The sequence below is a fragment of the Pseudomonas sp. MAG733B genome (assembly GCF_036884845.1).
Taxonomy (GTDB): domain Bacteria; phylum Pseudomonadota; class Gammaproteobacteria; order Pseudomonadales; family Pseudomonadaceae; genus Aquipseudomonas.
Map to the genome: position 1 here is coordinate 6619867 of NZ_CP145732.1, position 13017 is coordinate 6632883.

10 protein-coding genes and 1 tRNA gene are annotated in these 13017 nt (G+C 58.5%); 7 read left to right on the forward strand and 4 right to left on the reverse strand.

Annotated features, from left to right (window positions below):
- Positions 1 to 88: 88 nt before the first annotated feature.
- Together folK and folB are read right to left on the reverse strand one after the other, a co-directional pair.
- Positions 89 to 607 (reverse strand): 2-amino-4-hydroxy-6-hydroxymethyldihydropteridine diphosphokinase, encoded by a 519-nt coding sequence (gene folK / locus V6Z53_RS30455; protein WP_338583492.1) that lies wholly within the window; start codon positions 605 to 607, stop codon positions 89 to 91.
- Positions 598 to 954: a dihydroneopterin aldolase gene (folB, locus tag V6Z53_RS30460; RefSeq protein ID WP_338583494.1), complete on the reverse strand. Its 357-nt coding sequence runs from the start codon at positions 952 to 954 to the stop codon at positions 598 to 600. The genes folK and folB overlap by 10 nt, the downstream gene beginning before the upstream one ends.
- Before the next feature lie 74 nt (positions 955 to 1028).
- Here folB and plsY point away from each other — a divergent pair, with 74 nt between their 5' ends.
- The gene (gene plsY / locus V6Z53_RS30465; protein WP_338583496.1) at positions 1029 to 1598 is read left to right on the forward strand and encodes a glycerol-3-phosphate 1-O-acyltransferase PlsY; all 570 of its coding nucleotides are present in this window, start codon (positions 1029 to 1031) and stop codon (positions 1596 to 1598) included.
- A gap of 23 nt (positions 1599 to 1621) precedes the next feature.
- Here the strand turns inward: plsY and tsaD are convergent, their stop codons facing one another.
- The gene (gene tsaD / locus V6Z53_RS30470) at positions 1622 to 2647 is read right to left on the reverse strand and encodes a tRNA (adenosine(37)-N6)-threonylcarbamoyltransferase complex transferase subunit TsaD (RefSeq protein WP_338583498.1); all 1026 of its coding nucleotides are present in this window, start codon (positions 2645 to 2647) and stop codon (positions 1622 to 1624) included.
- 199 nt (positions 2648 to 2846) lie between these two features.
- Between tsaD and rpsU the strand changes: the two genes are divergently transcribed.
- The 5 genes from rpsU to V6Z53_RS30495 all read left to right on the forward strand — a co-directional run bounded on the left by rpsU (position 2847) and on the right by V6Z53_RS30495 (position 11391).
- Positions 2847 to 3062: a 30S ribosomal protein S21 gene (rpsU, locus tag V6Z53_RS30475; RefSeq protein WP_002551877.1), complete on the forward strand. Its 216-nt coding sequence runs from the start codon at positions 2847 to 2849 to the stop codon at positions 3060 to 3062.
- A gap of 480 nt (positions 3063 to 3542) precedes the next feature.
- The gene (dnaG, locus tag V6Z53_RS30480) at positions 3543 to 5513 is read left to right on the forward strand and encodes a DNA primase (RefSeq protein ID WP_338583500.1); all 1971 of its coding nucleotides are present in this window, start codon (positions 3543 to 3545) and stop codon (positions 5511 to 5513) included.
- Positions 5514 to 5580: 67 nt separating this feature from the next.
- Positions 5581 to 7428, forward strand: a complete 1848-nt coding sequence (gene rpoD, locus V6Z53_RS30485; protein ID WP_338583502.1) for an RNA polymerase sigma factor RpoD — start codon at positions 5581 to 5583, stop codon at positions 7426 to 7428.
- A gap of 124 nt (positions 7429 to 7552) precedes the next feature.
- Positions 7553 to 11299, forward strand: coding sequence for an EAL domain-containing protein (locus V6Z53_RS30490; RefSeq protein ID WP_338583504.1), 3747 nt, complete (start codon positions 7553 to 7555; stop codon positions 11297 to 11299).
- A 15-nt stretch (positions 11300 to 11314) separates the two neighbouring features.
- Positions 11315 to 11391: transfer RNA gene (locus V6Z53_RS30495), tRNA-Ile, on the forward strand.
- A 219-nt stretch (positions 11392 to 11610) separates the two neighbouring features.
- Here the strand turns inward: V6Z53_RS30495 and V6Z53_RS30500 are convergent.
- A complete protein-coding gene (locus tag V6Z53_RS30500) occupies positions 11611 to 12156 on the reverse strand; it encodes a hypothetical protein (protein WP_338583507.1) in 546 nt (181 codons plus the stop codon).
- A gap of 493 nt (positions 12157 to 12649) precedes the next feature.
- Here V6Z53_RS30500 and V6Z53_RS30505 point away from each other — a divergent pair, with 493 nt between their 5' ends.
- Positions 12650 to 12970: a DUF3077 domain-containing protein gene (locus tag V6Z53_RS30505; protein ID WP_338583509.1), complete on the forward strand. Its 321-nt coding sequence runs from the start codon at positions 12650 to 12652 to the stop codon at positions 12968 to 12970.
- The last annotated feature ends 47 nt before the right edge of the window (positions 12971 to 13017 follow it).

Sequence of the window (13017 nt, forward strand, 5' to 3'; positions counted from 1 at the left end):
TGCTCCTACGGACTTGTGTCGTTTACCAAATTTGATGAACGACACAAACCCGTAGGAGCAAGGCTTGCCCGCGATGGCGTCATAACAGTCACAACATACTCGAAAGCGTCAGCTGCTCACCGCGCCATTCGAATGCCACCGGCGCCAACACCTGATCAATCTGCGCCTCGCTCCACAGTGTGGCGAAACTTTTACCTACACCGGGATGCACCCGATCCGGCGCAATCAGCGACAACGGCCACAGCACAAAGGCATTTTTCAGAATTTCCGCCCGCGGCAGGATCAAGCCATCGAAGTTGCCCACCAGATCACCAAACAACAACACGTCGATGTCCAGCGGCAAACCCTTGCGGTCCGGTGCGTAGCGGCCATTGTCGGCTTCGATGAATTTCAGCCGGCGATCCAGCTCCATCAGCGGCAAATCGGTGTAGGCCGATACCACGAAATTGAAGAACGGCCCGCTCTTGATCCCCACTGGCTGGCTTTCGAAGACCGGCGAACAATGGATATCCACCAGGAAACCCGCCAAGGCATCCAGGCCGGCCTGCAAATGGGTTTCGCGCTCGATATTGCTACCGAGCCCGAGATACACCTGAGTCAGCGACATCCGCGCTCGATCTCCACACCAACGCCACCAGTAGCCGCAGGAACTGCGCCTGGCTTGGTCAGCTTGAGGCGCATCCAGGTGATCTTGAATTCGCTCATCAGCACTTCAACCAGACGCTCGGCGAAGGTTTCGACCAGTTGGAATTGCGCCTGCTCGGCAAAGCCCTGGATGCGCGACGAAACACTCGCGTAGTCAAGCGCCAGGGTCAGATCATCACCGGCGGCTGCCGGACGATTGTCCCAGGCGAAACTCAGATCAAGACGCAAGCACTGTCGGATGCCTCGCTCCCAGTCGTAGGCACCGATCACGGTGTCAACTTCCAGGCCCTCGATAAACACTCTGTCCAAGCACTTTTCTCCGCTACACGACAAGGGCGCATTGCGCCGTTAGAATCAGGGCGTCCTCGCCCGGAATAGTTAGCATGTTTTGGTTATTGGCGATCCTCGCCTACCTGCTCGGCTCTCTGTCCTTCGCCATTTTGCTCAGCCGACTGACCGGTAATCCCGATCCGCGAATGAGTGGCTCGGGCAATGCCGGTGCCACCAACATGTTGCGTCTGGCCGGCAAAAAACTCGCCATCCTGACCTTGCTCGGCGATCTCTGCAAAGGCTTGCTGCCCGTGCTGATCGCCGCTGTTGCGGGCCTTTCGCTACAAGATCAGGCCTGGATCGGCGTCTGTGCCGTCATCGGTCACCTGTTCCCGCTGTACTTCCGCTTTCGCGGTGGCAAGGGTGTCGCCACCGCTGCCGGAATGTTGTTGGGCCTGTACCCGCCGGCAGCACTGTTGGCGGTTTGCGCCTGGCTGCTGACGTTCTACCTGACCCGTACAAGTTCACTGGCGGCCCTGATCGCCACGCCGCTGACCCTACCGCTGCTGGCCTGGCAAGAACCGGCAGCGCTGCTGCCCATGACCGCGCTCACCGGGCTGATCGTCTGGCGCCACCGCGGCAATCTACGCGACCTGTTTGCCGGGCGCGAACGGCATTTTTAGTTGCCGGACATGAGTCCAGCTCATCACAACGCCGACAATTGCTCCATCGGCCAGCGCGCCTGCACAGTGATCGCCAGGCTTTCCTGCTGACCCGCCTGCAAACGCTGGCAGCCGGCAAACGCAATCATCGCGCCGTTATCGGTGCAAAACTGCGGACGGGCATAAAAAACATCGCCCTTCATGTCGCCGAGCATTTTTTCCAGCGAAGTGCGCAAAGCCTTGTTGGCACTCACGCCGCCAGCAATCACCAGACGCTTCATGCCAGCCGCCTTGAGGGCTCGCTTGCACTTGATGGTCAAAGTCTCCACCACGGCCTGCTGGAACGCCAGCGCGATGTCGCAACGGGCTTGCTCACTGTCGTCCCCGGCGCTGACGCACTGCTGCCAGGTATTCAGCGCGAAGGTTTTCAGGCCGCTGAAGCTGAAATCCAGGCCAGGGCGGTCGCACATCGGACGCGGGAAGGTGAAACGTCCCGCAGCGCCCTGCTCTGCCATGCGCGCGATTTCCGGGCCACCCGGATATTGCAGGCCCATCATCTTCGCGGTCTTGTCAAAGGCTTCGCCTGCAGCGTCGTCGAGTGTCTCGCCCAGCAGCGTGTACTGACCGATTCCATCGACCTGAACCAGCTGCGTATGCCCACCCGACACCAACAAAGCGACGAACGGAAATTCCGGTGGTTGCGACTCCAGCATCGGCGCCAGCAAGTGACCTTCCATGTGGTGCACGCCCAGCGCCGGAATGCCCCAGGCAAAGGCCAGGGCCTGAGCGCAGGAAGCACCCACCAGCAACGCCCCGACCAGGCCGGGACCCGCGGTGTAGGCGATCGCATCGATCTCGGTCGGCACGCAGTCGGCTTCGGCCAACACCTGACGAATCAAGGGCAGCATGCGTTTGACGTGATCACGCGAGGCCAGCTCCGGCACAACGCCACCATAGGCACGGTGCAGGTCGATCTGGCTGAACAGCGCGTCGGCCAGCAGGCCGCGTTCACTGTCATATAATGCGACACCAGTTTCGTCGCAGGAGGTTTCTAATCCCAGTACTAGCATGGGTTTGCGCCTTGTTTAGGCTGAATTCGAAGGCGCGCATAATAGTCGTCGCGTGATGCCCCGACCAGCGGTTTTCGATCAGAGGCTTTGCATTCCGTGCGATGAGGGGTTAACATCCGCAACCCTTAAAAACCGACGTCTTCAAGTGCTCTTTTGCCGCGAGGATGTTGACCCCGGTAATGAATGAAGGTAGCTCTGGATGCCAGCCGTCAAAGTAAAAGAGAACGAACCCTTCGACGTAGCTCTGCGTCGTTTCAAGCGCTCCTGCGAAAAAGCCGGTGTACTGGCTGAAGTTCGTAGCCGCGAATTTTACGAGAAGCCAACTTCTGAGCGTAAGCGCAAAGCAGCAGCCGCTGTTAAGCGTCACGCCAAGAAAGTTCAGCGCGAACAGCGCCGCGCCGTTCGTCTGTACTAATACACAGACGATCGTAGCAAGCTTCTGCCAAGCCCGGCTCTCAGCCGGGCTAATGGCATTTGCGTAAAACGCTTGATGCTTCACTGTCGAAGCCGCAGACGCGACCAAGACAAATCTGCTTCACCGCGTCAGACCTGGCTCTTTTGCCAGCGGTGCACGTCTTTTCTGACGAGCCTTTCAAGGCTACTGACGAGCACACCCACTGATTCCTCTCACGACGATCAGCCCAAGGCATCTCTTGCATGCCAAATGATGAGCTATCCGAGACCCTTGACGGGCCGCAGCCGGATTCAGCGCAACACTTTCAAATAGTCGAATACTGATTGGAATTAACGTCAGTGGATTTTCGGCAGATACACTTCCCGATAGCGATTACGCAGACGACACTGGTCGAGCCGCACAGCTTGCGCGCCTCAAATCATGACCCGCGTCCGGCCGCCCTTCGTTTCGGACCCTTTCAGCGCAGATGACGAGAACGCCATGGCCGGGCTAATTCCCCAGAGCTTCATTGACGACCTTCTGAACCGCACCGACATCGTCGATGTGGTCAGCTCGCGCCTGCAAATGAAAAAAGCCGGCAAGAACTACACCGCCTGCTGCCCGTTTCACAAAGAGAAAACCCCGTCCTTCAGCGTCAGCCCCGACAAACAGTTCTACTATTGTTTCGGCTGCGGCGCTGGCGGCAATGCGCTGGGCTTCATCATGGACCACGACAACCTGGATTTCGTCCAGGCTGTCGAAGACCTGGCCAAAGCGGCCGGCATGGAAGTCCCAAGGGAAGAAGGCGGTCGCTCGCACAAACCGCGACAGCCGACCGATTCACCGCTGTACCCGCTGCTCACGGCCGCCGCCGACTTTTATCGTCAGGCTCTCAAAAGCCATCCATCGCGCAAAGCCGCCGTGGATTACCTGAAGGGTCGCGGCCTGACCGGGGAGATCGCCCGGGACTTCGGCCTCGGCTTTGCACCACCCGGCTGGGATAACCTGTTCAAACACTTGAGCAGCGACACCCTGCAACAAAAAGCCATGATCGATGCCGGCCTGCTGATCGAAAACGCCGAAACCGGCAAACGTTATGATCGCTTCCGCGACCGGGTGATGTTCCCGATCCGCGACAGCCGTGGGCGCATCATTGCCTTCGGCGGCCGAGTACTGGGTGATGACAAGCCGAAATACCTGAACTCCCCGGAAACCCCGGTTTTCCATAAAGGCCAGGAACTCTACGGCCTGTATGAAGCACGCAAGAACAATCGCAACCTCGACGAAATCATCGTCGTCGAAGGCTACATGGACGTCATCGCCCTCGCCCAGCAAGGCTTGCGCAATGCCGTAGCGACCCTGGGCACCGCCACCAGCGAAGAACACTTGAAACGACTGTTTCGTGTCGTGCCCAGCGTTCTGTTTTGCTTCGACGGCGACCAGGCTGGTCGCAATGCCGCCTGGCGAGCCTTGGAAGCAACGTTATCGAGCCTGCAAGACGGTCGCCGTGCACGCTTCCTGTTCCTGCCCGAAGGCGAGGACCCGGACACCTTGGTCCGCTCCGAAGGCACTGACGCCTTCCGCGCGCGCATCAATCAGCACGCCCAGCCGCTGGCGGATTATTTCTTCCAGCAACTGACCGAAGAAGCCGACCCACGCTCGCTCGAGGGCAAGGCCCACATGGCCACCCTCGCCGCACCGTTGATCGACAAAATCCCCGGCGCCAACCTGCGCATTCTGATGCGCCAGCGCCTGACGGAAATCACGGGGTTGAGTGGTGAAGCGGTCAGCCAACTGGCGCACAGCGCGCCGCAAGACGCACCGCCGGTTTATGACCCAGGCATGGATTACGACGCCATGCCGGACTACTCCGACTTCCATCAACCTCAAGAGGCCTACGCGCCCCAGCAGGAATGGACGCCGAAGAAACCCGGCGCCGGCGGCAAGAAATGGGACAAGAAGCCATGGAGCAAAAACGGCAAGCGCGGTGACCGCGACGAAGCCTATGCCCCACGTACGCCAGTAGCGGTAGAAGCGCCAACGCTTATCGCATTGCGCACGCTTATCCACCACCCGCAATTGGCTGGCAAGGTTGAGAGTGCCGAACATTTTGCCAACGAGAGCAATACGTACGCTCAGGTACTAATCGCCTTGATCGAGGCGGTGCAGAAAAATCCTAAGCTAAACTCTATTCAGTTGATGGCCCGTTGGCACGGCACAGAGCAAGGGCGTCTTTTGAAAGCACTTGCAGAAAAGGAATGGCTAATTGACGGCGACAACCTTGAACAGCAGTTTTTAGACACCATTACTAGGTTATCTGCGGGTCAACATACGCAGACCCTCGACGAACTCATCAAAAAAGCAAGGCAGCCGGGATTGTCGGCTGATGAGCAAATACAGATAGCGAAACAGATGCGCGACCTTCTAAAACAGAATGTTTCCGCATCAAACCCGACCTCAACTGGCGCGTGAGGTCATAGCTCAGGTATAATCCTCGGCTTGTTTTTTGCCCGCCAAGACCTTCAGTGGATAGGGTGTTATGTCCGGAAAAGCGCAACAGCAGTCTCGTATTATTGAGTTGATCAAACTGGGTCGTGAGCAGAAGTATCTGACTTACGCCGAGGTCAACGACCACCTGCCTGAGGATATTTCAGATCCAGAGCAGGTGGAAGACATCATCCGCATGATTAATGACATGGGGATTCCCGTACACGAGAGTGCTCCGGATGCGGACGCCCTTATGCTGGCCGACGCCGATACCGACGAGGCCGCTGCGGAAGAAGCAGCCGCCGCGTTGGCAGCGGTCGAGACCGACATTGGCCGTACCACCGACCCAGTGCGCATGTACATGCGCGAAATGGGTACGGTAGAGCTCCTCACACGTGAAGGCGAAATCGAAATCGCCAAGCGTATTGAAGAGGGCATCCGTGAAGTGATGAGCGCAATCGCGCACTTCCCTGGCACGGTTGACCATATTCTCTCCGAGTACACTCGCGTCACCACCGAAGGTGGTCGCCTGTCCGACGTCCTGAGCGGTTATATCGACCCGGACGACGGCATTGCGCCGCCTGCGGCAGAAGTGCCACCGCCGATCGACCCGAAGGCCGCAAAAGCGGATGACGATACCGACGACGATGAAGCTGAAGCCTCGGATGACGAAGAAGAAGCCGAAAGCGGTCCAGACCCGGTCATCGCTGCGCAGCGTTTTGGCGCCGTGTCCGATCAGATGGAAATCACCCGCAAGGCCCTGAAAAAGCACGGTCGCAGCAACAAGGCAGCTATCGCTGAATTGTTGGCCTTGGCCGAGCTGTTCATGCCGATCAAGCTGGTGCCGAAGCAATTCGAAGGCCTGGTCGAGCGTGTTCGCAGTGCCCTGGACCGTCTGCGTCAGCAAGAGCGTGCAATCATGCAGCTCTGTGTCCGTGATGCGCGCATGCCGCGTGCCGACTTCCTGCGCCAGTTCCCGGGCAATGAAGTCGACGAAAGCTGGTCCGACGCACTGGCCAAAGGCAAAAGCAAATACGCTGAAGCCATTGGTCGCGTTCAGCCGGACATCATTCGTTGCCAGCAGAAGCTGACCGCGCTGGAGACCGAAACCGGTCTGACCATCGCCGAGATCAAGGACATCAACCGTCGCATGTCGATCGGTGAGGCCAAGGCCCGCCGCGCGAAGAAAGAGATGGTTGAAGCGAACTTGCGTCTGGTGATCTCCATCGCCAAGAAGTACACCAATCGTGGCCTGCAATTCCTCGATCTGATCCAGGAAGGCAACATCGGTTTGATGAAAGCGGTAGACAAGTTTGAATACCGCCGCGGCTACAAATTCTCGACTTATGCCACCTGGTGGATCCGTCAGGCGATCACTCGCTCGATCGCCGACCAGGCCCGCACCATCCGTATTCCGGTGCACATGATCGAGACGATCAACAAGCTCAACCGTATTTCCCGGCAGATGTTGCAGGAAATGGGTCGCGAACCGACCCCGGAAGAGCTGGGCGAACGCATGGAAATGCCTGAGGACAAGATCCGCAAGGTATTGAAGATCGCTAAAGAGCCGATCTCCATGGAAACCCCGATCGGTGATGACGAAGACTCCCATCTGGGTGACTTCATCGAAGACTCGACCATGCAGTCGCCAATCGATGTCGCCACTGTTGAGAGCCTTAAAGAAGCGACTCGCGAAGTGCTGTCCGGCCTCACTGCCCGTGAAGCCAAGGTACTGCGCATGCGCTTCGGTATCGACATGAATACCGACCACACCCTCGAAGAGGTTGGTAAGCAGTTCGACGTGACCCGTGAACGGATTCGTCAGATCGAAGCCAAGGCGCTGCGCAAGCTGCGCCACCCGACGAGAAGCGAGCATCTGCGCTCCTTCCTCGACGAGTGATACCAGAACCCCCGGCCCAGGCCGGGGGTTTTGTTTTATGGCAGATTAATATCTCCGCACGCCCCCCTCCGCTCCATAGCCCGTCTACACTCGAAACATTCCCCAGAGCCATAACGAGACCGTTATGCCCAGACTGCCGACCGTGCTTTTTTTGCTGTCGCTCATGACCTGGACCGCAACGGCTGGCGCGCTGACTCTAACCGACGAAGAACGTAGCTGGCTTGCGGCCCACCCGGACTTGCGCCTGGGTGTCGATGCGTCCTGGCCGCCCTTTGAGTTTCGCGACGATCAGGGGCGCTACCAGGGCCTTGCGGCGGACTATATCGACCTGATTCGCCAGCGATTGGCCGTCAAACTGACGCCCATCGAACCGGTCAGTTGGACGGTTGTGCTTGAACAGGCCAAACAAGGCAAGCTAGACCTGCTGCCGGGCATCATGTCGACCCCGGAACGCCAGGCGTTCCTGTCGTTCACCCGACCCTATCTGGACTTCCCGATTGTCATCCTGGCGCACGTCGGCGGTCCCCAGCCGCGCAAAATCCAGGACCTGTACAGTCTTAAAATCGCCGTGGTGGAAAACTATGCACCCCACGAGCTGTTACGCACCCACCACCCCGACTTGAATCTGGTGGCAATGCCCAACGTCAGCTCGGCTTTGCAGGCGCTGGCGACCGATGAAGTGGACGCCGTGGTCGGTGATCTCGCCTCCAGCGTCTGGAGCCTGCGCCAGCTCAAGCTCGACGGGCTGTACGTCAGCGGCGAAACCCCTTACCGCTATCAACTGGCCATGGGTGTGCCGCGAGACAACAAGGTGCTGATTGGCATCCTGGATAAAGTCCTGGCAGACATGTCCCCAGCCGAAATCAGCGCCATTCAGGAACATTGGGTCGGCAACGTCCTCGATCATCGAACATTCTGGTCCGACCTGCTGGTCTACGGCCTGCCGGGGCTACTGCTGCTGATTGCGGTGCTGGTGGCGGTGATCCGTATCAACCGCCGCTTGAGTTCGGAAATTGCCCGCCGCGTTGATCTCGAGCAGGAACTGCGCAGCAGCGAATATCACTACCGCGGGCTGGTAGAGAGCCTGTCGGCCATCGCCTGGGAAGCGCGGATGAGCGACTTCACCTACAGCTATGTGTCGCCCCACGCTGAAGACCTGCTCGGTTATCCCCTGTCGCATTGGCTGATTCCAGGCTTCTGGCGCAACATCATTCACCCCGCCGATCTCATTCGCGCGCAAAGCTTTTGCGATCACGAAGTGTTGGCCGGGCGCGATCACAGCCTCGATTACCGGGTGATCACCGCTGACGGGCGCTGCTTGTGGGTGCGCGACATCGTCAGCCTGATCGAACACGGCCATGAACCGGTGATGCGCGGGCTGATGATCGACATCAGTGAGGCCAAGCGCACCGAAGAAGCGCTGCGTCTGTCGGAGCAAAAGTTTGCCTCGGTGTTTCAACAATGCCCGGACATTCTGGTCATCGCGCGCCTCTCCGACGGTTGCCTGCTGGAAGTGAACGAAGCGTTCGAAGAACAGATCGGCCTGCGTGCCGAAGATGTCATCGGCCAGACCGCCACCGACCTCAACATCTGGGGCATTCCCGGTGTGGGACCGGGCTTGTTGCAGCGCTTGCAGGCCGGCAGCATCCGCAACCTGGAGATGCCCTTTCGCCGCAGCAATGGCCAGGTGTTTACCGGCCTGATCTCGGCGGAACCGTTCGACCTCGATACCACTCCGGCACTGGTGGTGGTCGTGCGCGACATCACCCAGCTCAAGGAAACCCAACAGCAACTGCAAACCTCCGAAGAGAAATTCGCCAAGGCCTTCCATGCCTCCCCGGACGGCTTGCTGCTGTCCCGGCAGAGCGATGGCTTGCTGCTGGAGGTCAACGAGGGTTTCAGCCGCATCACCGGGTTCAACAGTGCGATGTCGGTGGATCGCTCGGCGCTGGATCTGGGGATCTGGGTCAATCTCAACGAACGCAAACAGATGCTCGATCTGCTGCACCGCGACGGCTTTGTCCGCGACTTCAGTTGCCATATCCGCCGCAGCGACGGGCAGATCCGCCTCTGCGAAGTGTCCAGTCGTCCGCTGCCGATTGGCGACGAGGACTGCATGCTGACCATCGCCCGGGACATCACCGAGCGCCACCTGATGCAGGAAAAACTGCAACAGGCCGCTACCGTATTCGAGAGCACCGCCGAAGGCGTGCTGATCACCGATACCCAGCAACACATCAGCGCAGTCAACCGCGCATTCACGGAAATCACCGGTTACAGCGAAAGCGAAGCGCTGGGCCACACCCCGCGCCTGCTCGCCTCAGGCCTGCATGACAGCGCGTTTTACGCCGCTATGTGGCACCAATTGACCGCCGAAGGTCACTGGCAAGGCGAGATTTCCAACCGGCGCAAGAACGGCGAGCTCTACCCGAGCTGGCTGACCATCAGCGCCGTGCGCAACCGCGACAAATTCATCACTCACTTTGTGGCGGTGTTCGCCGACATTTCGAGCCTCAAGCACGCCCAAGCCAAACTCGACTACCAGGCGCACCACGATCCGCTGACCGGCCTGCCCAACCGCACACTTTTCGAAAGCCGCTTGCTGACCGCGCTCAACACCCAGAAAGAAAACGGTGGCCAGGGCGCGGTGCTGTTCCTCGACCTCGACCGTTTCAAACACATCAACGACAGCCTCGGTCACCCGGTCGGCGACCTGCTGCTCAAGGGCATTGCCGTGCGTCTCAAGGAACAGCTGCGCGACATCGACACCGTCGCGCGTCTGGGCGGCGACGAGTTCATCATTCTGCTGCCCGGCCTTCAGCAGCCTAGCGATGCCGATAACATCGCGACCAAGCTGCTCAACTGCTTCACCGCGCCGTTCCAGGCCGGTGAGCACGAGTTCTTCATCAGCTCCAGCATCGGCACCAGCCTTTATCCACAGGACGGCTGCGACGTCGCCACGCTGATCAAGAACGCCGACGCGGCGATGTACCGCTCCAAGGCCAAGGGCCGTAACCGGGTCGAAAGCTACACCCGTGACCTCACCGCCCAAGCCAGCGAACGCGTGGCGCTGGAGCATGAACTGCGCCGCGCCATCGAGCGCAATGAACTGCACCTCTACTACCAGCCGAAAATCAGCCTCGACGACTATCGCCTGGTGGGCGCCGAAGCGCTGATTCGCTGGCGTCACCCGACCTTTGGCGACGTGCCACCGGAACACTTCATTTCCCTGGCCGAAGAAAACGGCATGATCCTGCAGATCGGCGACTGGGTACTGGAAACCGCCTGCCGGCAAATGCACGAATGGAGCAAAACCTACGAGGGCCTTGGCCCGCTGTCGGTCAACCTCGCCGGCGCGCAATTGCGCCAACCGAACCTGCTCGGGCGCATCGAACAGCTGCTCAAGGACTACCGCCTCAAACCCGATTTCCTGCAACTGGAAATCACCGAAAACTTCATCATGAGCCAAGCCGAAGAAGCCTTGAGCGTGCTGCATCAGCTCAAGCACCTGGGCGTGCAACTGGCGATCGACGACTTCGGCACCGGCTACTCGTCATTGAGCTACCTCAAGCGCCTGCCGCTGGACATTCTCAAGATCGACCAATCCTTCGTCCGCGGCCTGCCCGATGACCCGCACGACGTCGCCATCGTGCGCGCCATCATCGCCCTCGGCCGCAGCATGCAATTCACCGTGATTGCCGAAGGCGTCGAAACCCAGGCGCAGCAACAATTCCTGGCCTATGAGGGCTGCGAGCAGATCCAGGGCTACATCGTCAGTCTGCCCCTACCCCCGGACGAATTCGCCGCGACGTTTCTTCGTACAACCGTAATGGATTTTTCGGATAGCACAGCCGCGAAACCGTCGCTATAATCCGCGACCTACTGAGGGCCTATAGCTCAGTTGGTTAGAGCAGAGGACTCATAATCCTTTGGTCCACGGTTCAAGTCCGTGTGGGCCCACCAAACAAGAAAGCCGCGCAGTGCGCGGTTCTCACCAGATCTCATGATTGACGCAGGTTTCGTCTTTCATTAGATTGGCTCCATCGAAGCGACTGACCGGATGAGATCGAGCGCTTCCCAGCGGCGAAAGCCGTAACCGCGCAAGGCGGTTCGCAAGTGGTGTCCGGATCTGCTTTACCGAATCGAAGAAGACGCCTATGGCGTCTTTTTTCGTTTCTGCCTTTAGCGTTTTGTCGAGCTTGGCTGCCGCAAGTAAACCTTACCGCATAGCAACATAAAGCCAATCTTCCCCAGCAATCTCGGCGATTGCCGAGTTTGGTGATAAGCACTTTCAACCACCAGATTTAGATCCTGCGGTTTTCCCCTGGCGGCCCGACGAATTTCAAAGAACACATGATAAGGCCCGGCGGGGTCCTCAATCGTCATGGAGTAAGCCCAATTGCGCCGCGTCGCAGTCTCACGGACCTTGGACTGGGGATGGTTCAACCCATGTATCACTGCCGGTAGCGCCAATGACAGCCGATAACAGATTGAACAGAAGATACGCGGTCGCCCGGCACCATCGAGGATGATTGGCTCCCCCGTGGGAGGCGCCGCCGCGTCGTAACCCTGGCTGAAACAATGACTCGAAAAAGTGACATGCACCCGCAAGTCGCGCTTGGCCAACTGGCTCGCGATCATGAGATTGAATGGTTCAAGGTGAGCAAAATCGTAAGTCTGGTCGCCAATGGTCAGCGCTGGAAAATAGGCGGTCACTTCGGTCTCCATTCCGCCAACTTCGAACCAAGGCTCGACGTCACGAAAAGGAACCTATGATCGACAACAGCGCGCCGCCCTGTATGTCAGGCGTTTCCGAAAATGAGGTCACCCCGCTCTGCCAAACATGAAAGCCGCGTAAAGTGCGGCTTTCATGTTTGGCGTTTGATTTTGTTTATTTAAGGTCTCGCTTTATCGGATGACACCGTAGGACCTTGTAGGCAAACTCCGAATCTGCTTTTTGGGCACTTTGATGCCTTGTTGCGCTTTTCTTTGACGGGATAGTCTTCGGTCGTCGCTGACCATTCAGCGAACGGGCTTGGAAACCCGACGAAATTAAACGCAACAGATTTGCCCTTCTCATTTTTGAGTTATGGCGGCTGTGCGCGGGACGTCCTCGGACGTGCCGGTTTCCTAATTTCCCGGTTTTCCAACCTGCGCGCAGCTGCCTCCCACTCGCTTGGAAACGAATGTGGCAGCGTCTTAAAAAATTAGGAGTTTGAACATGAGTACAACAAGTACGCCCGAATCCTCAGAACTCAAAACCATCGGCTTCACCCCCTTCATCTACTGCAAAAACCAGGCGCTATTCCACGTCAGTCGCGGCGTTCCGCTGGCCGATGCATTAGCTCAAGCTTCCGATCTGTTGCATCTCGCCAAAGAACTAACCCTGGACGCCGCCTACGCCAAAGACACCGACCGCCATGCCTGGGCCGCGCATTACCTGACGGCGATGAGCAAGGCGGTGATTGATGATGTGGCGAAGGTGCTGGATCGGCGACCTGTTCAAACAACAAAGGAAGCAGCCCCATCGAAAAACTCATAATCACGGCAGAGTTGAAAATTCCCAAAAAGGGACCTATCGTTCCCTTT